The following is a 22,693-nucleotide window of genomic DNA, read 5'->3' on the forward strand; positions in this document are numbered from 1 at the left end:
CGCTCTTCCGATCTGGCGACGAGATCCAGGTCCCGCAGGCCGACCTCGCCCAGCAGATCCCTGTGGAACGTTTTCGGTTTCGGCGGTCTGGTCTGCCCCCTCGGCAGGCCAGACCGCCGGTGTGCGCCGCGCCGCGGGTGGCGAACTTTCGGCTACACAAGAGAAGAGGCGGGCGGGGCTGCCCAGATACATCAAGATCGGCGTCCATTGGAGTGATCCGGGCCGCGAGCGGCGATCACGCAGAGCGACTAGGCCGTGTCCTGGAAGCCCATCGAACAGGCTCGCAGGACACACCTAGGCGCGAATGAGCCGGTTCGCCAAGGTCGACATCGTGTAGGCCCCGATGCCCATGACGACTTCGAGGGCGTTCCGTTCGGTGTATCCGTACCCGAAGAAGGTCCGCAGGGTCTCGTCGTCGACACCGCCGGCGGTTTCGAGTACGGCGAGCGTGAACTGCCGGACGGCTTCCAGGCGCTCGTCGGGCACCGGCTCCTGCGCGCGAAGCGCCGCGATGACGTCGTCGTCCGCGTGGAGAGCCTTCAGCTTGCCGGTGTGGATCTCGACGCACACCGCGCAGCCGTTGCGGGTCGCCACGGTCATCACGACCGTCTCCCGGGCGAGGGGTTCGAGTGTGGTCCGCTCGAAGCTCGCGCTCAGTTTCAGGAACCCGTCGAGCAGTTCCGGTGACGACGCCTGCCGGGCGACGGCGGTGGGGAGGTGGCCGAACTTCCGGATGGTCGCCTCCATCGAGCGACGCGAGGCTTCGGGCGCGGTTTCGACGGTGTGATCGGTGAACAAGGCTTTCCCCTTAAGATGGTCAACGTGGTTGACGAAAAGGTAAACCAAGTTGTCGATTCGGGCAAGCGCGATTCCGATCCGCCCGGCTTCGAGCTGCCGCTCCTGCTGTTCGCGGGCTTCCGCTCGATCATCGACCGGATGCACGCAGAGCTGGCCGAGCAGGGGCATCCCGACGTCCGCCCGGCGTACGGCTTCGCCATGCAGGCGATCGGCCGCGAGGGCGCGACGGCGAGCGAGATCGGGCGGCGGCTCGGCGTGAGCAAGCAGGCGGCGGGCAAGACCGTCGACAAGCTGGAACAGCTCGGCTACGTCGCGCGCGTCGACGACCCGGCCGACGCCCGGCGCAAGGTCGTGCGGCTCACCGGCCGCGGGTACGACTCACTCGGCCGGACGGCGGCGATCTTCGAGGAGCTGCGCAAGGAGTGGGCCGCCACGCTGGGCGTCGAAAGGGTCCGCGCGCTCGAAACGGACCTCCGCACGATGGCGCCCGCGGACGGCTTCCGTCTCGACGTGGCGGGCTGGTTCGGGGCCTAGAAAGGGCAACCGGGGTTCGGCGCGTCCTGCGACAGCGGGCTTCCGTGCGGCAGCACGTAGAGCACTTCCAGTACCACCGGCGTCGTCCCGAGATTTCGTCCGATGTGGACGGTGTCGCTCGGTTCGGTGAAGACGGCACCCTTGCGGTACAAGCCGTCGAGCCCGCAGTCGGCCGAGTTGTGCGTCAGCGTGCCGGCCTTGACGTACGCGTGCAGCGTGCCGTCGTGGTAGTGCCAGCCGGTGTAGCCGCCGGGCTGGATGACGACCTCGCGCAGCACGTAATCGGTGTCCCCGACCGTCTTCTGGTGGAAGATCGTCCCGGTCACACCGGAGCCGGGCGTCGCCTCGGCCGTCGCTGGGACGGCCAGGGCGAGAACGAGGGCGGCGAGCAGTGTGGTCACGGACCGCAGGCGCATGAGCGAACCGTACCGCGACAAGCACTGCCCGAAAGGGCCGTTCACTCCGCCCGAAGCGTCCGTCGCAGCATCTTGCCGCTCTCGGTCCGCGGCAGCCGCTCGCGGAAATCGAACCGGCGCGGCGTCTTGAACCCGGCGAGCTCGGCTCGGCAGTGCTCTTCGAGCCGCTTCGCCAGGGCGGAGTCCCCGATCGTCCCCTCGACCGGTTGGACGACCGCGACGACCCGTTGTCCCCACTCGGGATCCGGTTCCCCGATCACCGCGACGTCGGCGACATCGGGATGGCCCAGCAGCCGCGCCTCGATCTCGGCCGGGTAGATGTTCACGCCACCGGAAAGGATGAGATCCGTCCGGCGATCGCACAGGAATACCCGCCCCGCGGCGTCGAGATAGCCGACGTCCCCGACGGTGACGAACTCCCCGGAACGCGCGGCGGCCGTCTTGTCCGGATCGTCGTGGTAGTCGAATTTCGTGTGCGCGGAACTGAAGTAGAGCGTCCCGGTCTCGACGGCGGGGAGTTCGCGGCCGTCGTCGTCGAGCACCACGACCCGCACGCCGTCCAGCGGTGTGCCGACCGTGCCCGGCGCGGCGAGCCAATCGCGCGCGTGCACGGCCGCGATCAGGCCCTCGGACGCGCCGTAGTACTCGTGGACCACCGGTCCGAGCCAGGCGAGCATCCGCTCCTTGACCTCCTTCGGGCACGGCGCGGCATCGTGGATGACCGACGTCAGGCTCGACAGGTCGTACCGCGCGCGGACGTCCTCGGGCAGCCGCAGCATCCGGTGGAGCATCGTCGGCACCAGATGCGTGCTCGTCACGCGGTGCCTTTCGGTGAGCCGCAGTGTTTCCTCGGCGTCGAACCGATCCATCAGCACGAGCGTGTGCCCGAGATGCAGGATCGCCGTCGAGAACATGCCCGGCGCCGCGTGGTAGAGCGGGCAGGCGACGAGGTGCACACCGTGCCCCGGCCGGACGTCCAGGCGTTCGAGGACGTTCGCGTGGATCGGGTGCAGCGCGGGCGGCCGCCCGGACAGGGCGCGCCGGACGCCTTTGGGCCGTCCCGTGGTCCCGGAGGTGTACAGCATCGTCTGGCCCGCGGTCCGCTGGCCCGGCGTGGTGGTGGGCAGGTCCGCGCCCCAGGTCGCGTAGTCCGCCCAGCCGGCCGTCTCTCCGCGCGAAAACCGGTGCAGGCCATCCAGTTCCGCGGTGCACGTGGCGGCGATGTCCGTGTCCGCGACGGCGACCTTGGCGCCGCTGTTGGCCGCGATGTAGGCGATCTCGCCCGGTGAGGACCGGTGGTTGACCGGCGTGAAGTACATCCCCGCCTGCAAGGTCGCCAGCAGGAGCTCGTAATAGGCGAGTCCATTGTGGATGATCGCGACGATGCCGTCGCCCTCGCCGAGGCCGAGTGCCCGCAAGGCGTGGGTCAGCTGATTCGCACGCGCCGACAGCTCGCCGAAGGTGGTCTCGCGCCCGTCGACGTCTATCACCGCGACGCGGCCTGGATCCCGCTCCGCGACTTCGTAGAAGGTGCTCATTTCGTCTCCGATTCGGGGCGCCGCAGGCTCTCCAGATGCCGCCGGAGCACCGTGCGCATCAGCTCCGGCGACGTCCGGCCCGTCGACAACGCGAGCCCGTCCAGCAGCGCGGCCAGCCGTTCGGTCTCCACAGCCAGGTCGAGGCCTTCGAGGAGGCCACCCGCTTCGTTCGCGCCGTCGAGCACCCGCCGGACGAGGGCACGGACCCCGTCGTACATGCGGGCGGCCTCCTCGGCGAGGTCCGGGCGGTTCTTCGCGGCGGCCGAAAACGCCAGCCAGACGTCGGTCTCGGCCCGGGTCTGCTCGGTGAGCGGGAGTAGTTCGCCGAGCAGTTCTTCGGTGATCTCCTGCCGCCGCGAGCGCGGTGTCGCGGGGTCGAGCAGGTCGGGGAGATGCCCCAGCAGCCTCGCCTCGAGCCGGTCGCCGAGTGACCGCATGGCGAACACGATCAGCTCGTCGTGGCCGCGGAAGTAGTGCCGCACCGAACCGATCGCGAGACCGGCCTCCTCGGCCACGCTCCTGAGCGACGCCTGCGCGAGGCCGTCGCGCTGGATCACCCGGAAGACGGCTTCGGCTATCTCCAGGCGCCGGGCATCGGGATCGACGATCTTGGGCATGTTGCCTTTATAGCACGACCTTGCTATTTTATTTGGCACAGTCATGCCACAAAGGGGGAGTTCATGAGGACCTGGTTGCTGATCGCGCTGGTCGTCGGCGTGGTGATCGTGATCGTCGTGCGCAGGTTGCGTGGGGAGCCACTGGTCGCCCGCGATGTGTTCGGGGGGCCGGTGATCCTGCTCGCGATCGGTGCCTACGGCCTGAGCAAGCTGGCGATCTTCACCTTCACGGACGGCCTGTGGCTCGTGCTGGGCTCCGTGGTCGGCTGCGTCCTCGGCGCGGTCCGCGCCACCACCACGAAGCTCTTCGAGCGCGACGGCGTGCTGTGGCTGCGCTACACCGGCTGGACGTTCGGCGTCTGGGTGCTGTCGCTCGTGGTGAACTTCGGGGTCGGCTTCCTGGCCACGATGGCCGGGGCGCATCCCGACGCGCGGCCGGTGACGTTGTCGATCGGTGTCAGCCTGCTGGGGGAGGCGTTGGTGCTCGGCAAGCGCGCGAAGACGACGGGGCTGCCGTACGCCCCGCCGTCCGAGTCGGTGCTTTCCCGTCGCTAGGCCAGTTTCCCGACTTCGCCGATGAGGAGGGCGATGTCGTCTTCGGTGTTGAAGTAGTGCACCGAAGACCGGACCAGTGGCGGCAATCCACGCTCGACGAAATCGAACTGGGCGGACGTCGCTTCAGCGACACTGACGTTGATCTTCGCCGCGGCCAGGCGCTGTTTCACTTCCTGCGACGGTGTTTTCGCCACGCTGAACGTGACGATCCCGCACTGTCGCGTGCCTTGGTCGTGGACGCGGACACCGGGTACCTCGCGCAGCGCGTCGCGTAGTTTCGCCGCGAGGGCGGCGACGCGAGCTTCGATGGCGGGCATGCCCCATTCGAGGGCGTAGTCGATCGCCGCGCCGAGGCCGTGCAGGGCGGCGTGATCGCGTTCCCAGACCTCGAACATCTTCGCCGTCGGATCGACTTCGTAGGTTTCGGGCTCGGTCCAGGCCGCCGAGTGAAGGTCGAGCATCGCGGGCTCGACGCGCTCGCGCAGCCGTGGGTGCGCGTACAGGAATCCGGTGCCCCGCGGGCCGCGCAGATATTTGCGGCCGGTGACGCTGACGGCGTCGCAGTTCAGGCGCGCGACGTCGAGGTCGATCTGACCGGCGCTCTGGCACGCGTCAAGCAGGAACGGGATCCCGGCCTCGCGCGCGACCGCGCCGATCTCTTCGGCGGGGTTCACCAGCCCGCCCTGGGTGGGCACGTGGGAGACGGCGATCAGTTTGACGTCGCCGTCGACGCGGCGCTTGAGGTCCTCGACGTCCAGTTGACCGGACTCGTCGTTGCCGACCACCTCGACGACGGCGCCGGTGCGCTTCGCGATCTGCAGGAAGGAGATGACGTTGCTCGCGTACTCGGATTTCGCCGTCAGGATCCGGTCTCCCGCGGCGAACGGCAGCGCGTAGAAGATCGCCTGCCACGACCGGGTCGCGTTGTCGGTCAGGGCGATGTCTTCGGGGCCGGCGCCGACGAGGCGCGCGGCCGAGGCGTAGACGCCGTTCATCCGCTCCACGGTCGCCGCGGCCTGCTCGTACCCGCCGATCAGGGCTTCTTCCCGCAGGTAGCCGATTACGGTGTCGGTCACCCGGGCGGGTGGCAGAGACGATCCGGCGTTGTTGAGGTGGACCACTTCCGCGCAGCCCGGTGTCTCGGCGCGGGCGCGGTGCACATCGAAGTCCGTCATGCCTAACTGAATACAGTACGGCTGAAGTGCATGCAATACTGCACCGGTGACGAGGAACCTGCTCCGGCGCGACCTCGCGGAGGAGATCACCGCCCGCGTGCTCGACGGCCGCATCGCCGCGGACAGCCGCATCAACGAGGTGCACCTCGCCCGCGAACTGGGCGTCAGCCGGACCCCGTTGCGCGAGGCGCTGATCGGGCTGGCCGACCGCGGCCTGCTCGTCTCGGCGCCGAACCGGGGTTTCCTCGTGCCGCCGTTCGACCCGGACGAGGCCCGGCAGCTGTACCCGCTCGTCGCCGAACTCGAATCGCTCGCGTTGCGCTGGAGTTCGCCGCAGGACCTGGCCGGGCTCACCGGCGGACTGGACCGGATCACCGCCGAGATGGCCGCGGAACTCGCCCGGCAGGGCGATCTGTCCAATTTGGACGACCGGTGGCACGCGCTGCTCGTCTCGCGGTGTACGAATCCGCATCTGCTGCGCCTGCTCGAGCAGACGAAGCCGCTGCTGAAACGCTATGACGCGCGCTATTTCGGTGGCGTCGAACGCGCCAGGGAGAGTATCGACGAGCACCACCGGATCGCCGAGGCGATCCGCGTCTCCGACCTCGCGACGGCGATGGAGCTGCTCGTGCGGAACTGGGTGAAAACGTTGGCATATCTGGAAGACATGGGGTGACACGATGTTCGTGACGGCACATCTGAGCGACAACCATCTCGACGGCGGGGAGCGCGCCGACGAACGCACCGCACGGGTCATGCGGTACCTGGAAGGCCTGGCGACACCGGTCGACGCGATCCTGGTGACCGGCGACATCACCGACCACGGCACCCTCGAGGAATACCGGCGCGCGGCCGAGCTCTTCAAGACCGACGTCCCGCTCTTCGTCTGTCCTGGCAACCACGACAAGCGCGGCCCGTTCCGCGAAGGGCTGCTCGGCCAGGCGCCGGACGATGCCCCGGCCAACGCGGCGCACACCGTCGGCGACGTCACGTTCGTCATGGCGGATTCGACCATCCCCGGCAAACCCGACGGGCAGTTCGACGACGAGACAATGGCCTGGCTGGACGACGTACTCGGCGACGGCGACGGCCCCGCCTTCATCGCCTTCCACCACCCACCGGTCGCGCTCGGGCTGCCGCTGGTGGACGCGATGCGCCAGTACGGTGAGGAAAAGCTGGCCGAGGTGCTCGCGCGTCACCCGCGCGTGGTCGCCCTGCTCTGCGGGCACGTCCACGCCGCGGCGTCGACGACGTTCGCGGGAGTGCCGCTGCGGTCGGCGCCGTCGGTCGGGTCGAGCATTCTGTTCCCGTGGGAACGGGACGGACTGCGGTCCTGGGGTGAAGGCGGACCGATCGACTACGACCTGCCGCCGTCGCTGCTGTTCCACGTGCTGCACGACGACGGCAGGCTGACCACGCACCAGCGGGTCGTCCCGGCCTGACGAGGAGTCAGGCGAGGCGGCGCCGTCGCGAGGTGTCGCGAAAGCCACTTTCGCGACACGCTCCTGTGCTCTCCACCTCACTGGCCGCCGAACACCGGCAGCGTGATTTGGGACGGGTGCGCGGGGTCGTGGAAGATCTCGAACCGCGCGGGTTTCCCGTCCACCGCGCTGAAAACCGGCTCGCCGGTGCCGTGGTTGCGGGCGAAGCGCGGGAACGCGCCACCCGCGACCTGCACCCGCAGGCGGTGCCCGCGCCGGAACCGGTACGCCGTCGGGTCGAGCAGGATCTCGGCGGCGACCACACCGTCCACATCGGACCCGGGGTGACCGGGGCGCAGGCGGAGGATGCCGTCGGTCACGTTGCGAGAGACACCGCGACGGTCCACATCGCACAACCGGACGAAGACGTCACCATGCCCGATGTCGGTCCGGACGTGCACCAGCGCGGAGATCTCGCCGATGATGTCGAGATCGCGCTCCAGCACGTCACCGGTGAACAGCAGTACGTCCGGCCGGGCCTCGATGTCCTTGTTGTCCTGCTGTTTCTGCACACCCGACAGAAGCGGGCCGCCGACCGTCGGCGTCGGGTCGGCCGGATCGAAGGTGAACTTGCTCGGTTTCGACTCCACCGGCGCATCGGGGGAAAGCTTGCCGGGACGCAGGAAGTACGGGGTGGCGTCGGACTTCGGCGGCCAGCTTGCGAAGTCGAGCCACCGCCCAGAACCCTGGAGATACAGGCGCACTGGTGACTGCCTGAGCGGCGCGCGATCACCCAGGAGGTGGGCGGAGAGGAAGCCGATCTGGTCGGTGATCAGGGTTTTGAGACTGGCGGGTTCGCCGTGCGCCCACGGGCCGATGGTGATCCGCGGTGCGCGTCCGGCCGCGGCGAGTTCCTTGAAGTCGCGCAGCTGGGCGGAGATGAACAGGTCGTACCAGCCGGTCACCATGGACACCGGGGTCGTCAGCGCGGCGACCTCGGCGCTGTGATCCGACGGCGCCCAGAAGTCGTCGCCGGGTTCGGCGTGCGCGGAGACGTCCTGCAGGAACCGCACCTGCTTGCCGATGGCCGCGACGTCGGCGCCGGAAACCGGCAGATATGCCATGGCGCGGCGGGTCTTCTTCGTCTGCCAGGGATTCGGCAGGCCGGCGAACCGGCCTTCCTGGCGGCCGATCAGCGCCGACCACGAGACCATGTTGTCGACAGCGAGGATCCCGCCGGGATAAAAGGTCGACACGAACTCCGAAGCGGTGACGCCGAGACACAGCGCTTCGAGCGGCTCGTCGAGATACGGCGCGACGGCCCACTGCGTGTGGCCGAGGTAGCTCGCACCGGCCATCGCGACCCGGCCGTCACACCATGGCTGCTCGCGCAGCCACGCGACGGTGGCGAGGCCGTCCTCCTTCTCCAGGTGGAAGGGCCGGAATTCGCCGCCTGAGCCGAAGGTTCCGCGAGTGCTCTGGAGGACCACCTGCAGCCCATGCCGCGCGAACGTCTCGCCGAAGACCTTGCCCATCACGCCTTTGCGGCCATACGGCGTGCGGATCAGCACGACCGGCCGGGGCTCGTCGCCCGGAACGGCGTAACGATCCGCCAGCAGGCGGACGCCGTCGGGCATCGGGACGGGGATCGCCTTGGTCACCGAGGGGGCGGGGCCTTCGGCGGGTGGGAGGCCGAGGTACCGGTCGAGAAGTCGGTCGAGCACACTGGCCGCCTTTCGTGCGGAGGATCACCTTCCGCTTAAGACCGTACCCGCATGTCAGGAAAGTGGCTTTCAGGACGAAAAATGTCCTGAAAGCCACTTTCCNTGGGGTGCCTGTGCCGGACCAGCTCGCTGTGACCGCCGAACCTCTCGGTACCGCCCCGCGGGTCTCAGGAAAGCCGGGCGAGGGTCTCCGGCTTCAGCAGCTTCGCCAGCTCTTCGGCGGGCAGAAGCCCCTTCTCGACGACGAGTTCCGCCACGCCGCGCCCGGTCTGAAGCGCCTCTTTGGCGATCTCGGTCGCCGCCGCGTACCCGATCTTCGGGTTCAGCGCGGTCACCAGCCCGATCGAATTCTCGACGTAGCCCCGCATCACGTCCGCGTTCGCGGTGATCCCGGAGACGCATCGCTCCGCCAGCACGAGGCACGCCGACCGCAGATGCGTGATGCTCTCCGAAAGCGAGTGCAGGATCAGCGGCTCGAAAGCGTTGAGCTGCAGCTGCCCGGCCTCGGCCGCCATCGTGACGGCGACGTCGTTGCCGATGACCTCGAACGCGACCTGGTTGACCACCTCGGGGATCACCGGGTTGATCTTGCCGGGCATGATCGACGACCCGGCCTGCACCGGCGGCAGGTTGATCTCGTTGAGCCCTGCCCGCGGCCCGGACGAGAGGAGCCGCAGATCGTTGCAGCTCTTGGAAAGTTTCACCGCGATCCGCTTGAGCACGCCGGAAAGGTGCACGAACGCGCCGCAGTCCTGTGTCGCCTCGACGAGGTCCGCCGCGGACACGACGGGCAGGCCGGTGATCTCGCGCAGATGCGCGACCGCGGCTTTGGCGTACCCGGGTGCGGCGTTGAGCCCGGTGCCGATCGCGGTCGCGCCGAGGTTGATCTCGTGCAGCAGGGTCACCGCTTCGGTGAGCCGAAGCCGGTCTTCGCCGAGCATGACCGCGTAGGTGCCGAATTCCTGCCCCAATGTCATCGGGACGGCGTCCTGCAACTGCGTGCGGCCAATCTTCAGCAGATCGCGGAACTCGACGGCCTTGGCCGCGAAAGCCTGTTCCAGCACGACCATCGCCCCGGCCAGTTCGCGGACGGCGATGATCGTCGCGACGTTGACCGCGGTCGGGTACGCGTCATTGGTCGACTGCCCGAGGTTCACGTGCTCGTTCGGGTGCACACGGGCGTAGTCACCCTTCTCGTGCCCGAGCAGTTCGAGCGCGCGGTTCGCGATCACCTCGTTGGCGTTCATGTTCGTCGAGGTGCCCGCGCCGCCCTGGATGACGTCGACGACGAACTGGTCGTGCAACGCGCCTTCGCGGATCTCACGGCACGCCCGGCGGATCGCGTCGGCGACGTCCGGCTCCAGCAACCCGAGGTCGGCGTTGGCACGGGCGGCGGCCTCCTTGACCGAGGCGAGCGCCGCGATCAGGTGTGGGTACGCGGAGATCGCGGTGCCGGTGATGGGGAAGTTCTCCCTGGCACGGGCGGTGTGCACGCCCCAGTAAGCGTCGGCGGGGACTTCCTTGTCCCCCAGCAGATCGTGTTCCACGCGGTGCATCGAAGACTCCTCAGGCGGCGAGGTCGAGTTCGGCCAGCGCGCCGGTCACGCGCAGGCCGGGGGTGGGCTCCAACACGTTCTGGTCTACACCGCACAACGCGAGCGTGGCGGCGAGCACGGGCCGTCGCGCACGGTCACCGCCGTCGGCGATCTTGAGCGCGATCGCCGTCCCGTCCGGGAGGGCGGCGACCTGGACGGCTTCGAAACCGTCCTTGGCGATCAGGCCGGGCACCGCGCGCATGAGCGTGGTGACGTCGCGACGGGTGCCGGCGACCAGTTCCGGATGCTTCCGGATCCCTTCGGCGACAAGGCCTTCGGGTGTTCCCGGCGCCGACGCGGCGATCTTTCCGACCGCACGGGCGAGCCCGCGCAGCGAGACCGCGAACAGGGGAGCGCCGCAACCGTCGACGGCCACCTTCGGGACGCGTTGCCCGGTCAGGTCTGCGACGCACTCCGCGATCGCGCGCTGAAGCGGATGGCCGGGATCCAGGTAGTCCTTCGTGGACCAGCCGTGCAGGCGGCACGTCGCGAGCATGGCGGCGTGCTTGCCGGAACAGTTGTGCGCCAGCCGCGAAGCTTTCCGCCCCGAAGCGACCCACGCGTCGCGTTCGACCGGGTCGAACGGCAGGTCTTCCGGCGTCCGCAGATCCTCCGTGGTGAGCCCGGCGCCGTCGAGCGTCCGGCGCACCTCGGCCAAGTGGAACTCCTCGCCGGAGTGACTGGCCGCGCCGACGGCGAACCCGGCGGGGCTCAGTGCGACCCCGAGTCGCGCCATCGCCGTGGCCTGCAAGGGTTTCGCCGCCGAACGCGGATAGAACGCCGCCTCGATGTCGCCCGCGGCGAACAGCACGCGGCCGTCGGGAGCGAGTACCACGGCCGAACCGTGGTGCACCCCCTCGACCATTCCGTCGCGGAGGAGGTGCACCAGCGGTTCGTGCGCGGGGACGCGGATCTCCGGGATCACAGCTTCGTCTTTTCGAACACGTCCATGTTGATCCGCTTGCGGACCCCGAACCAGCCCGCCACCAGCGCGAGCCCGATGACCGGCAGACAGTACAGGGTGATCCGGCCGGTCTCGTCGAAGCCCATCAGCACCACGACCGCCGCGAGGAAGATCAGCGTCGCGATCTCGGTGTAGGGCGAGAACGGCAGGCGGTACGACGGGCGCTCGACCTCGCCGCGCTTGGCCTTGCGGACGAACAGCAGATGGGACAGCACGATGATCGCCCAGGTGCCGAGGATGCCGATGGCGGCGAAGTTCAGCACGATCTCGAAGGCCTGGCTCGGCACGACGGCGTTCAGGCCGACACCGACCACGCAGACCGCTGAGGTGAGCAGGATCCCGCCGTAGGGCACATGGTTCTTGTTCATCACGCCGGTGAACTTCGGCGCGGAACCGGCCAGCGACATCGACCGCAGGATGCGGCCGGTGGAGTAGAGGCCCGAGTTGAGGCTGGACAGGGCCGCCGTCAGCACCACCAGGTTCATGACGTTGCCCGCCTGCGGCACCCCGATATGCGAAAGCACGGTGACGAACGGGCTTTCCTGCTTCGAGTAGGAGTCCCACGGCATCAGCATCGCCAGCAGGATCACCGAGCCGACGTAGAAGATCCCGATCCGCCACATGATCGAGTTGATCGCCTTCGGCATGATCTTGCGCGGGTTCTCCGTCTCCCCGGCGGCGACGCCGACCAGTTCGACCGAGGCGTAGGCGAACACGACACCCTGGACGATCAGCACCATCGGCAGCAGGCCCGCGGGGAAGATCCCGCCATGGTCGGAGATCAGCGAGAAGCCCGGCGTCGTGCCGTCGATCGGCTGCTGCGTGACCAGCAGGAAGATCCCGATCCCCATGAAGGTCACCAGCGCGGCGACCTTGATGATGGCGAACCAGAACTCCATCTCGCCGAACAGTTTCACCGAAACCATGTTCAGCGCCAGCACCACCGCGAGCGCGATGAGCGCCAGTACCCACTGCGGGATCGGCGTGAAGAACGACCAGAAATGCGCGTACAGCGCGATCGCGGTGATATCCGCGATACCGGTCGTCGACCAGTTCAGGAAGTGCATCCAGCCCGCGACGAAAGCGCCCTTCTCGCCCATGAATTCCCGGGCGTAGGAGACGAAGGCGCCGGAGGAGGGGCGGTACAGGATGAGTTCGCCGAGCGAACGCACCACGAAGAACGCGAAGAGGCCGCAGACCGCGTACACGATCGCGAGCGCGGGGCCCGCCTGCGCGAGCCTGCCGCCCGCGCCGAGGAACAGGCCGGTGCCGATCGCGCCGCCGATCGCGATCATGTTGACGTGGCGGGGTTTCAGCGCCTTGTCGTAGCCGGCGTCACCGGCGTCGGCGAGCACCGGCGCGGATTTGCTGTCGTCCGCGCTGAGGGTCTGTTCGGTCACGATGTCAGTCGTCCTTGTCCTGCTGCGTCGTGTGGCCCGGCCGCACGATGGTGGTGAGCGCGTCCTCGACGTGTTCGAGATGGGAGGTCATCGCCGCGACGGCGTCGGCTTCGGAGCCGGCGGCGATGGCGGTGACGATCTCACGGTGCTCGGTGTTCGAGCGGGTCCGACGGTCCCCCAATTGGTTGAGAAAGGACGACTGGCGGGCCAGCGCGTCCCGGATCTCTTCGATGACCTTGCCGAACACCGGATTGCCCGAAGCCTGGGCGATGGTGATGTGGAACAGCGAGTCCAGCGCCACCCACGCGGTGTTGTCGGTTTCGACGTCCATCCGCTCGACGAGGTGACCGAGCAGATCCAGGTCGTCGGTGCTGCGGCGCAAGGCCGCGTAACCGGCGACGGGGATCTCGACGTGCCGCCGGACCTCGAACAGGTCACGGGCCGAGTAAGTCCCGAAGGTGGGGTTCTCGACCGGCCCGGTGGCGGTCACGAAGGTCCCTTTGCCCGTTTTGGACACGGTGAGCCCAAGTGCCTGCAGCCCCCGCAACGCTTCGCGGACGACCGAACGGCTGACCTCGAACTCCTTGCCGAGCGCGGATTCCGACGGCAGTTTCTGGCCGACGGGGTACTCGCCGCGTTCGATGGCACCGCGGAGGTGGGCCAGAACGGCCTCCATCGCGCTGACGCGTCGTGGACCACCTTGTCCGGCTGTCTGGCTGTCAGACAGGTTCATGGGACGAGATCGTGCGGTCAGCCCCAAGTCTTTGTCAAGCGTTCGGCCGAGTGCCTCGATCCAGCCTGCGAGGCCCGCTTCAGCGGGGTAAGGGGAAGCCGTACTGCGGGCTTCCACGGCCACGAACCTCTGGCGCGGCAGTGTTCTTGCCATCGGAGGTGGTGAGCGTCACAGCTCCGCGTGAGGTGATCGTGAGTGTTTGGGTCCGTCAGAGCCAAGGGTTCTTAAGTGCGTACTGCCGCTGCGCGGGTGAGCTTGGTCGCGGGCCTTCACACACTTCAGGCGGGTACGGGCGCCGGTACCGAGCCCACCGAACGCGTCGTGAGTGGCGATTCGGGTTAGAACCCGAATCGNGGGTTAGAACCCGAATCGCCACTCACGACCCCGCGAGCTTCAGACGCGGTGGAGCGCGATCACCGGGAATGGCCGTGTGGTCTTCGACTGATGTTCGGCCAACCGCGGGAAAGCCTTCGCCTGCTTCGCGAACAAACGGTCCCGAGCCGCTCCGGTGACCTCGACCGCGTGCGCGGTGAAGGCCTCTCCGTCCGCCTCGACGTCGACCGACGGCTCCGCGACCAGGTTGCGATACCAGTCCGGATGCCCGGGCGCGCCACCGTTGGCGGCGAAGACGACGTAGCGGTCGTCGTCGGCCAGGAACAGCATCGGCGTCACGTGCCGTCGTCCGCTGCGGGCGCCGGTGGTGGTGAGCAGCAACGTCGGGAGACCGTCGCCGTGGCGGCCGTTCGCGCGGAACTCCGCGATCACGCGCTCGTTCATGGCCTGCAGGTCGATCATCAACTCTCCGGGCGGTTCGGTGATCTTGGCGGCTGGCCAGTCTGCCCATCCACGCCCAGGTCGGCAAGCATTTTTCGATCCTGGCTGCTCACGGCGCCGAAACTGTCGGTGCCGGTGGCGATACTGATCCCGTGTCCCCCGTCAGCCGCGGCCGCGAGCCCGCCAAACGACCGAAGAGCCCGCGCTCCCGCCGTCCACGTCCGCCTCTGGACGTGGCCAGGGTGGAGCGCTGGCCGAAGCTGCTCCACGGGCCGATCGAGCTTTCGGATTGTGTGGCCCAAGGCCAGGTGGATCAGGACCTGGTCGTCCTGGCCGCCAGGTTGACCGCAGGCAAACGCTCGGTCGGGGTCGAGGTGGTGGTCAACGATCGCGAGGTCGACGTGATCGAGCTCCATCCCGGACCCGAGGACGCCCTGGCGGTTCTTCGCAACGGCTTCGAGGTGACCCAGGCACCGCTGAAACCCGAAGAGTTCCGGAGCCAGGTCGAAGCGGCCTTGATCGCCAAGGCGGACCGCGACGCCTGGATTCGGGAGAGGGTTCCCAAGCTCCTGGAACTGGGGACCGATCCGAGACCCGATCTGCCCGAACGCGCGATCCAGCTGCGCCGGTGGCTCGGTCTTCCCGGCTACGAACCGGTGCCCCGCCTGCCGTCGGACGATCAGCTGCCGCTCGTCCTGCCCCCGCCCGTGCCGGTCACCGGGCTCCGGCTGGCGGTAGCCCTGTCCGAGCAGGACGACGCGATCTGGCGACGGCTCGAAGTCCGCTCCGACGTCACTCTCGCCGGGCTGCACCGGATCCTCGCGGCCGCGTTCGACCACGACGAGCGGCGGTATCACCGGTTCGAGACCGCGTACGGAGGCTTCAGCGTCGATGCCCAGAGCTGTGACGGCGACCGTCTGGACGACGAAGTGATACTCGGCCAGGTCGTCGCGTCGCCGGGGCACCGGCTCGTCTACGAGGTGGAGAAGTGGACGCACTGGATCCGCGTCGAGCGGCGGGTCTCCCTCCCCGGAGGACCGAGCTGCCTCGACGGCGAACGCGCCGCCCCTCCGGCGGAGTGCGAGGACCAGCAGAGCTACGAGATGTTGCTGGAGGCACTGCGCGATCCGGACGGCGAAGACAACGAAGACCTGATCGAAGAACTCGGCGCCGGGTTCGATCCGGAGTGGTTCGACCGGGAGGTGGTCAACGAGCGGCTGGCCCGGCTGGGCTGATCCGGCGCCCCGTTCGGGGGTAACCGAGGTCATCGCGAACCGCGCCGAGTCGGTGCTTGGCGGCGGCCGGTCGGAGGTGGAGACTGGCCTTCGCCGGGGTGCCATCCCGCCCGGGCGCCGTCGAGCCCCGGCGCATAAGGTGGGAGGACCGGCCCGCGTCAAGCAGCCAGGGATCCGTCTGCCTAGGGGAGGTTTTCGCTGGTGTCGAACGATTCCTTCGTCCACCTGCATGTGCACACCGAGTACTCGATGCTCGACGGTGCGGCGAAGATCGCCCCCTTGTTCAAGGAGGCGGCGCGCCTGGGCATGCCCGCGGTCGGGATGACCGACCACGGCAACATGTACGGCGCGGACGAGTTCTACCAGCAGGCGGTCAAACACGACCTCAAGCCGATCATCGGCATCGAGGCCTACGTCGCGCCGGAGAGCCGGTTCCACAAGAAGCCGGTCTTCTGGGGTCAGTCGAACCAGCGCGGCGCCGACGAGTTCGGTGAGGGCGGTGACGTCTCCGGTGGTGGTGCCTACACCCACATGACGATGCTCGCCGAGAACTCCACCGGTCTGCGCAACCTGTTCAAGCTCTCCTCGCTCGCGAGCATGCAGGGCTACTACCGCAAACCCCGGATGGACCGCGAGCTGATCGCGGAGAACCACCACGGCATCATCGCGACCACCGGCTGCCCCTCGGGCGAGGTGCAGACGCGGCTGCGGCTGGGGCAGCGCACCGAGGCGATCCAGGCCGCGTCGGACTACAAGGACATCTTCGGCGCCGACAACTTCTTCCTCGAGCTGATGGACCACGGTCTGCCGATCGAGCGGTCGGTCCGTGAGGGCCTGCTCGAGATCGGCAAGCTGCTCGACCTCCGCCCGCTGGCCACCAACGACTCGCACTACGTCACCAAGGACCAGGCCGACACCCACTCCGCGCTCCTGTGCGTGCAGGCGGGCAAGACGCTGAACGACCCGAACCGCTTCAAGTTCGACGGCGACGGCTACTACCTGAAGTCGGCCGCCGACATGCGCGAGTACTGGGACAAGGAGGTTCCCGGCGCCGCCGACTCGACGCTGCTGATCGCCGAGCGCGTCGAGTCCTACAAGGACGTGTACACGCACAAGGACCGGCTGCCGTTCTTCGAGGTCCCCGAGGGCTACGACCAGGGCACCTGGCTGCGGGAAGAGGTCGCGCGCGGCCTCAAGTGGCGGTACCCGGACGGCGTGCCGGACCCGTACTACAACGAGCGCATCGAGATCGAGCTCGACGTCATCATCGGGAAGGGCTTCCCCGCCTACTTCCTCATCGTCGCCGACCTCATCAACTACGCCCGCAAGGTCGGCATCCGCGTCGGCCCCGGCCGTGGTTCCGCCGCCGGCTCGCTGGTCGCGTACGTCCTCGGTATCACCAACCTGGACCCGATCCCGCAGAAGCTGCTGTTCGAGCGGTTCCTGAACCCCGAGCGCGTCTCGATGCCCGATATCGACATCGACTTCGACGACCGCCGACGCGGCGAGATGATCCGTTACGCCACCGAGAAGTACGGCGTCGACAAGGTGGCGCAGGTCATCACCTTCGGCACCATTAAGACCAAGGCGGCCATCAAGGACTCCGCCCGCGTCCACTTCGGTCAGCCGGGGTACGCGATCGCGGACCGGATCTCGAAGGCGCTCCCGCCGCCGATCATGGCGAAGGACATCCCGCTCTCGGGCATCGTCGACTCGAAGCACGAGCGCTACGGCGAAGCGGCCGAGGTCCGCGCCCTCGTCGAGACCGACGAAGAGTGCAAGACGATCTTCGAGACCGCCCGCGGTCTCGAGGGCCTGATCCGCAACGCCGGCGTCCACGCCTGCGCGGTCATCATGTCGTGCGACCCGCTGACCGACGCCATCCCGCTGTGGCAGCGTGACGACGGTTCGATCATCACAGGCTGGGACTACCCGTCGTGCGAGGCCATCGGTCTGCTGAAGATGGACTTCCTCGGCCTGCGGAACCTCACCGTCATCGGTGACGCGATCGACAACATCAAGGCCAACCGCGGGATCGACATCGACCTCGACACCCTCGGCGTCGAAGACCCGGAGACGTACAAGCTGCTCTCCCGCGGTGACACGCTCGGCGTGTTCCAGCTGGACGGCGGGCCCATGCGTGACCTGCTCCGCCGGATGCAGCCGACGGTGTTCGACGACATCGTGGCGGTGGGCGCGCTGTACCGCCCCGGCCCGATGGGCATGAACGCGCACAACGACTACGCCGACCGCAAGAACGGGCGGCAAAAGGTAAAACCGATCCACCCCGAGCTCGAAGAGCCCCTGAAGGAGATCCTGGCCGACACCTACGGCCTGATCGTCTATCAGGAGCAGATCATGCACATCGGCCAGAAGGTGGCCGGTTACTCCATGGGCCGCGCGGACGTGCTCCGCCGCGCCATGGGTAAGAAGAAGGCGGAGGTCCTCGAGAAGGAGTTCGTCGGCTTCGAAGAGGGCATGAAGTCGAGCGAGCTGGTTCCCGGCGGCTTCTCGTCCGAGGCGATCAAGGCGCTCTGGGACACGATCCTCCCGTTCGCCGGCTACGCGTTCAACAAGAGCCACGCGGCCGCGTATGGCCTGATCTCCTACTGGACCGCGTACCTCAAGGCGAACTTCACGCCGGAGTACATGGCCGCGCTGCTCACCTCGGTGGGTGACAACAAGGACAAGTCGGCGGTCTACCTCTCGGAGTGCCGCCGCCTCGGGATCAAGGTGCTCCCGCCGGACGTCAACGAGTCGGCGCTGAGGTTCGCGGCCGTCGGGGAGGACATCCGCTTCGGCATGGGTGCCGTCCGCAACGTCGGCGCGAACGTCGTCGAGTCGATCATCAAGACCCGTGAGGAGAAGGGGAAGTACTCCTCGTTCACCGACTTCCTCGACAAGTCCGAGCTGGTGGCCTGCAACAAGCGGGTCATCGAATCGCTGATCAAGGCCGGCGGGTTCGACTCGCTCGGCAACACGCGGCTCTCGATGATCCAGGTGCACGAGGACGCGGTCGAGGCCGTGGTCCCGCTCAAACGCCAGGAGGCGATGGGCCAGTTCGACCTCTTCGGCTTCGGCGGGGACGACGACGCCGAAGCCGCGGTGTCCTCTTCTCCGCTCGCGCACCTGAAGTTCGGCGAAGAGGAGTACCCGCGCAAGCAGCTCCTGGCCTACGAACGGGAAATGCTCGGCCTCTACGTCTCGGCGCATCCGCTGGACGGCGCCGAGCGCATCCTGCGCAAACACGCGCCGCGGCCGATCGCCGCGATCCTCGCCGACCCGCCGAAGGAAGGCGAACTGGTCGTCTCCGGGCTGATCACCTCGCTGGAACGCCGGGTCAACAAGAAGGGCGAGCCCTGGGCGATCTGCACCATCGAGGACATGGACGCCTCGCTCGAGGTGCTGTACTTCCCGAAGTCCTACGCGATGTTCTCCGCCGACCTCATCGAGGACAACGCGGTGCTGGTCAAGGGCCGGGTGAACTGGCGCGAGGACAAGATGTCCATCTTCGGTGGCGGTCTCGTGCCGCTCGACCTGTCCGAGGTCGGCAACGGCGACGACGACCTGCCGCTGGTCCTGCTGGCCGCGGCGGAGAAGATCGACCAGTCGGTGGTCAGCGAACTGAAGCAGACCCTGCTGGCGCACAAGGGCGAGACTCCGGTGCACCTCAAACTGGTCGGCAAGAACCAGACGGTCTTCGCGCTCTACGACTATCCGGTCAAGGTGACGTCGATGCTGATCGGTGAGCTCAAGGGCATCCCCGGGATCGCCGCCAGCACCTGATGAGCGCGTACGAACCCGACCCCCGGCGCTGGAAGGCGCTCGCCGTCTCCCTCGCCGCCGGGTTCATGGGCCTGCTCGACGTCAGCATCGTCAACACGGCACTGCCCTCGATCCAGAAGGACCTCGGCGCGTCGAGCGGCGGGATCCAATGGGTGGTTTCGGGCTACGCGCTGGCTTTCGGGTTGGTGCTGGTGTCCGGCGGCAGGCTCGGCGACGCGCTGGGCCGCCGCCGCATGTTCCTGTTCGCGCTCGCCGCGTTCGTGCTGACCAGCGCGTTCGCCGGCGCGGCACCGAACGAGACGACGCTGATCATCGCGCGGCTCCTGCAAGGGTTCGCCTCGGGCATGATGACGCCGCAGAACAGCGGGATGATCCAGGACCTGTTCCGCGGCGCGGAACGGGGCCGCGCGTTCGGCATGTTCGGCGCCACCGTCGGAATCTCGACCGCGGTCGGCCCGGTGCTCGGCGGTGTGATCCTCGCCGTCTTCGGTGACCCGGAAGGCTGGCGCTGGGTCTTCTACGTGAACGTGCCCATCGGGATCCTGGCGTTCGCGCTGGCACTGAGATGGCTGCCGAAACCAGAGACACCGGCGAGAAGCCTGCGGGGTGAGATCGACTTCGTCGGCATCATGCTGCTGGGTGTCGCCGTGCTCGGTGTCCTGCTCCCGTTGATCGAGTCCGAACAGGGCGGGCTCAGCAGCCTGTGGTGGCTGTTCCTCGTCGCGGTGGTCTTCGGTTTCGCTTTCGTGCGCTGGGAACGTTCGATGGTGCGGCGCGGCCGTCCGCCGCTGCTGGACACCCGCCTGTTCACCGGAACCCCGGGCTACGCGACGGGTGCGGCCGTCGGCGCGCTGTACTTCAGCGGGTTCACCGGGATGTGGCTGGTCTTCGCCATCTTCTTCCAGCAAGGCCTCGGCTACACGCCACTGCAATCCGGACTCGCCGTCACCTCCTTCGCCCTCGGCTCGGCCGTATCGGCGGCGATCGCGGGACGGCTGGTGCCGAAGTGGGGCCGCAAGCTCACCGTCACCGGGCTGGTCATGGTGATCGCCGGGATGATCACGGTCGCCGTTCTCGCCGGTCAGGATCCCGGTGCCGCGGCGGGCTGGTGGTTCGCGCCGCCGTTGCTCGTCGCCGGGGTCGGTGGCGGCATGGTCATCTCGCCCAACACCACGTTGACGCTGGAATGCGTCCCGACGTCGATGGCCGGTGTGGCCGGGGGAGCGTTGCAGACCGGACAGCGGATCGGCACCGCGATCGGCACGGTGGTGCTGGCCTCGGTCTTCCACGCGGTACTCGGTGCGAACGGTGCCTATCCGTCGGCGCTGACCGCCGCGATGCTGTGCGCCGCCGTCCTGACGAGCTCGGCGCTTTTACTCGCCGTGATCGAACTTCGTGCCCGCCGGAAGCGGCGTTTGCTCACCGAGCGGGAGGAAGCCGAGCGGGCTGCCGCCGACAGTCAACGCGGCTGAGTCTTCCGCACGTGCCGATGACTACTTTCGGCAAGATCGGATGCTCCATCCGAGTGACTGAAGCTGTCATCCTCTGGTGCTACTCAGAGCAACCGGGTACACCTAACGGAGCCTTCACCGCTGTGACTTGGCTACCGACAGTGGTATTTCTGTCGATCGATCGGGGATGGATCGATCGGCGGGAGCGATCGTGGTGAGTCCGGAGTTCTCAGGAATGGACACCCGCGGTCACGAACCGGTGGACAGCCGTCGGCGTCCGCGGGGGACCGTTCGGCGGCGGCCGGCTCAACACCACTGGCGAGCCGAGTTCCGGTGAGGCATTCGCGCGGGTGGGTTCGTGCGGGGTCGCCTGGGGAGGTGCACCCGGCCGGACCCACCCGCCGCGCGTTTCCTCCGAGTGTGTGAACCGCTTTCGGCTGCGAAGATCTCCGCAGATCGACGTGGCGAGGAGCACTGATGGCGGAGAGTTCTGTACGGCGGAGCCGGCTGCGGGTCTGGTACCGGCCGATGACGATGCGCGATTCCGGTGAAGGGCACCGGGTCGCGACCCCGCTGGAGCTGCTGTTCGACCTGTGTTTCGTGGTCGCCGTCGCGCAGGCCGCCGCCGGTCTGCACCACGCGATCGCCGAAAACCACATCGGGCACGGGGTGCTCAGCTTCGGGATGGTGTTCTTCGCGATCTGGTGGGGCTGGCTGAACTTCAGCTGGTTCGCGTCGTCGTTCGACACCGACGACGTCCCGTACCGGCTGGTGACGCTGGTGCAGATCGCGGGCGGGCTGACCGTCGCCGCCGGCGTCTCATCCGCCTTCGAGGGTGACTTCAAGATCGTGGTCGCCGGCTACGTGCTGATGCGGCTGGCGATGGTCGTGCAATGGCTGCGCGCCGCGCGGACCGATCCGGAATGCCGTCCGGCCGCGCTGCGCTATGCCATCGGCATCACGATCGTCCAGATCCTGTGGGTCGTCCGCCTCGGCCTTCCGGAGTCGCTGGCGCTGCCGTCGTTCTTCCTGCTCCTGCTGGCGGAACTCGCGGTTCCGGTGATCGCCGAACGCAAGCGCTGGACGGGCTGGCACCCGCACCACATCGCCGAGCGCTACGGCCTGTTCACGATCATCGTGCTGGGTGAATCCATCCTCGGCGCGACCACCGCGGTCAAGGAGGGGCTGGACGAAGGCAAGCACACCGCCAGCTTGATTTCGCTCGCCGCCGCGGGTCTCGTGCTGGTGTTCTCCTTGTGGTGGCTGTACTTCGACCAGCCGGGTCACGTCCGGCTCGAAAAGGCGAAGAGCCTGTTCACCGTCGCGAGCTGGGGTTATGGGCACTACCTGATCTTCGCCTCGGCGGCCGCGCTCGGCGCCGGTCTCGAAGTCGCGGTCGACTACGACACCCACACCGGGCATGTCGCGTCCCTGCCCGCCGCCATGGCGACGACCGTGCCCGTCGCGATCTATCTGCTCAGCGTCTGGCTCATGCACATCGGACCCACCAACGAATGCCGTCCGATCGCGATCGGCTTCCCGGTGACCGCGGTGCTCGTGCTCGGCGCGTCGTTCACGCCGGCGCCCATCCACATCACCGCCGGGCTCGCCGCCGCCCTCGTCGTGCTGACGGTCGTCGCGACCCACGGCGAGCCGGTTCCGGGAGAGAGCCCGATCGATGCAGGTCAGAGCCCCGGCGCGAAAAAAGGGACCCCCCTGTAAACGCCGGTTTCGGGCCGTGTAATGTTCTCTTCGTCGCCAGGGAAACCGAGCGGCCGCCGGGAACACGAACCAAGCTCCCACCGGATGGTGGTAGAGTGGGTGGTCCCGAACCGGAGAGGTAACTCTACCCCCGCTGAAACGGCAGTTTCGAGCAGGTGCTAGAGTGTGCTCCGGACAAAAGCCAAGAAATGACTGCTTCGGATAAGGCCGCTTGGTTGCGGTGCGATCTGGGGTGTGTTGCTTGAGAACTCAACA

The 22,693-nt window shown here is 67.9% G+C and carries 19 protein-coding genes; 8 read left to right on the forward strand and 11 right to left on the reverse strand.

Annotation, left to right across the window (positions count from 1 at the left end; genetic code table 11):
- Window positions 1-294: 294 nt before the first annotated feature.
- Window positions 295-798 (reverse strand): carboxymuconolactone decarboxylase family protein, encoded by a 504-nt coding sequence (locus tag LCL61_RS15315; RefSeq protein WP_340687436.1) that lies wholly within the window; start codon window positions 796-798, stop codon window positions 295-297.
- A gap of 15 nt (window positions 799-813) precedes the next feature.
- Here LCL61_RS15315 and LCL61_RS15320 point away from each other — a divergent pair, with 15 nt between their 5' ends.
- On the forward strand, window positions 814-1,332 hold the full coding sequence (locus tag LCL61_RS15320; protein WP_340687437.1) for a MarR family winged helix-turn-helix transcriptional regulator: 519 nt from the start codon (window positions 814-816) through the stop codon (window positions 1,330-1,332).
- Here the strand turns inward: LCL61_RS15320 and LCL61_RS15325 are convergent.
- From LCL61_RS15325 to LCL61_RS15335, 3 genes are read right to left on the reverse strand one after another with little or no spacing between them, the layout of a single operon-like run.
- The gene (locus LCL61_RS15325; RefSeq protein ID WP_340687438.1) at window positions 1,329-1,748 is read right to left on the reverse strand and encodes a cupin domain-containing protein; all 420 of its coding nucleotides are present in this window, start codon (window positions 1,746-1,748) and stop codon (window positions 1,329-1,331) included. The genes LCL61_RS15320 and LCL61_RS15325 overlap by 4 nt on opposite strands.
- A gap of 41 nt (window positions 1,749-1,789) precedes the next feature.
- Window positions 1,790-3,286 (reverse strand): AMP-binding protein, encoded by a 1,497-nt coding sequence (locus LCL61_RS15330; protein WP_340687439.1) that lies wholly within the window; start codon window positions 3,284-3,286, stop codon window positions 1,790-1,792.
- Window positions 3,283-3,903, reverse strand: coding sequence for a TetR/AcrR family transcriptional regulator (locus tag LCL61_RS15335; RefSeq protein WP_340687440.1), 621 nt, complete (start codon window positions 3,901-3,903; stop codon window positions 3,283-3,285). The genes LCL61_RS15330 and LCL61_RS15335 overlap by 4 nt, the downstream gene beginning before the upstream one ends.
- Before the next feature lie 63 nt (window positions 3,904-3,966).
- Here LCL61_RS15335 and LCL61_RS15340 point away from each other — a divergent pair, with 63 nt between their 5' ends.
- On the forward strand, window positions 3,967-4,458 hold the full coding sequence (locus LCL61_RS15340) for a DUF1453 domain-containing protein (RefSeq protein WP_340687441.1): 492 nt from the start codon (window positions 3,967-3,969) through the stop codon (window positions 4,456-4,458).
- Here LCL61_RS15340 and LCL61_RS15345 read toward each other — a convergent pair.
- Window positions 4,455-5,633 carry an aminotransferase class V-fold PLP-dependent enzyme gene (locus LCL61_RS15345; RefSeq protein WP_340687442.1) on the reverse strand — a complete coding sequence of 393 codons (1,179 nt, stop codon included), beginning with the start codon at window positions 5,631-5,633 and terminating at the stop codon, window positions 4,455-4,457. The genes LCL61_RS15340 and LCL61_RS15345 overlap by 4 nt on opposite strands.
- Before the next feature lie 46 nt (window positions 5,634-5,679).
- On the opposite strand from LCL61_RS15345, the gene LCL61_RS15350 reads away from it, so the two are divergent.
- A complete protein-coding gene (locus LCL61_RS15350) occupies window positions 5,680-6,309 on the forward strand; it encodes a GntR family transcriptional regulator (RefSeq protein ID WP_340687443.1) in 630 nt (209 codons plus the stop codon).
- A gap of 4 nt (window positions 6,310-6,313) precedes the next feature.
- Window positions 6,314-7,075, forward strand: coding sequence for a metallophosphoesterase (locus tag LCL61_RS15355; protein WP_340687444.1), 762 nt, complete (start codon window positions 6,314-6,316; stop codon window positions 7,073-7,075).
- A 77-nt stretch (window positions 7,076-7,152) separates the two neighbouring features.
- Here the strand turns inward: LCL61_RS15355 and LCL61_RS15360 are convergent, their stop codons facing one another.
- The 6 genes from LCL61_RS15360 to LCL61_RS15385 all read right to left on the reverse strand — a co-directional run bounded on the left by LCL61_RS15360 (window position 7,153) and on the right by LCL61_RS15385 (window position 14,265).
- Complete coding sequence (locus tag LCL61_RS15360) at window positions 7,153-8,778, reverse strand: CocE/NonD family hydrolase (protein ID WP_340687445.1); 1,626 nt, start codon at window positions 8,776-8,778, stop codon at window positions 7,153-7,155.
- Between the two features lie 167 nt (window positions 8,779-8,945).
- Window positions 8,946-10,334, reverse strand: coding sequence for an aspartate ammonia-lyase (aspA, locus tag LCL61_RS15365; protein WP_340687446.1), 1,389 nt, complete (start codon window positions 10,332-10,334; stop codon window positions 8,946-8,948).
- A 10-nt stretch (window positions 10,335-10,344) separates the two neighbouring features.
- Window positions 10,345-11,298 carry an asparaginase gene (locus tag LCL61_RS15370; protein ID WP_340687447.1) on the reverse strand — a complete coding sequence of 318 codons (954 nt, stop codon included), beginning with the start codon at window positions 11,296-11,298 and terminating at the stop codon, window positions 10,345-10,347.
- A complete protein-coding gene (locus LCL61_RS15375; protein ID WP_340687448.1) occupies window positions 11,295-12,737 on the reverse strand; it encodes an amino acid permease in 1,443 nt (480 codons plus the stop codon). The genes LCL61_RS15370 and LCL61_RS15375 overlap by 4 nt, the downstream gene beginning before the upstream one ends.
- Window positions 12,738-12,741: 4 nt before the next feature.
- The gene (locus LCL61_RS15380) at window positions 12,742-13,413 is read right to left on the reverse strand and encodes a FadR/GntR family transcriptional regulator (RefSeq protein WP_340688591.1); all 672 of its coding nucleotides are present in this window, start codon (window positions 13,411-13,413) and stop codon (window positions 12,742-12,744) included.
- 450 nt (window positions 13,414-13,863) lie between these two features.
- Complete coding sequence (locus LCL61_RS15385) at window positions 13,864-14,265, reverse strand: nitroreductase/quinone reductase family protein (RefSeq protein ID WP_340687449.1); 402 nt, start codon at window positions 14,263-14,265, stop codon at window positions 13,864-13,866.
- A gap of 131 nt (window positions 14,266-14,396) precedes the next feature.
- Here LCL61_RS15385 and LCL61_RS15390 point away from each other — a divergent pair, with 131 nt between their 5' ends.
- The 4 genes from LCL61_RS15390 (at window position 14,397) to LCL61_RS15405 (ending at window position 22,438) form a co-directional block, all read left to right on the forward strand.
- Window positions 14,397-15,479, forward strand: coding sequence for a plasmid pRiA4b ORF-3 family protein (locus tag LCL61_RS15390; RefSeq protein ID WP_340687450.1), 1,083 nt, complete (start codon window positions 14,397-14,399; stop codon window positions 15,477-15,479).
- Window positions 15,480-15,680: 201 nt separating this feature from the next.
- The gene (dnaE, locus tag LCL61_RS15395; protein ID WP_340687451.1) at window positions 15,681-19,265 is read left to right on the forward strand and encodes a DNA polymerase III subunit alpha; all 3,585 of its coding nucleotides are present in this window, start codon (window positions 15,681-15,683) and stop codon (window positions 19,263-19,265) included.
- Window positions 19,265-20,737 carry an MFS transporter gene (locus tag LCL61_RS15400; protein WP_340687452.1) on the forward strand — a complete coding sequence of 491 codons (1,473 nt, stop codon included), beginning with the start codon at window positions 19,265-19,267 and terminating at the stop codon, window positions 20,735-20,737. The genes dnaE and LCL61_RS15400 overlap by 1 nt, the downstream gene beginning before the upstream one ends.
- Before the next feature lie 456 nt (window positions 20,738-21,193).
- Window positions 21,194-22,438 carry a low temperature requirement protein A gene (locus LCL61_RS15405; RefSeq protein ID WP_340687453.1) on the forward strand — a complete coding sequence of 415 codons (1,245 nt, stop codon included), beginning with the start codon at window positions 21,194-21,196 and terminating at the stop codon, window positions 22,436-22,438.
- Window positions 22,439-22,693 lie beyond the last annotated feature (255 nt).

This window comes from Amycolatopsis coloradensis (assembly GCF_037997115.1).
Classification (GTDB): Bacteria; Actinomycetota; Actinomycetes; order Mycobacteriales; family Pseudonocardiaceae; genus Amycolatopsis; species Amycolatopsis coloradensis_A.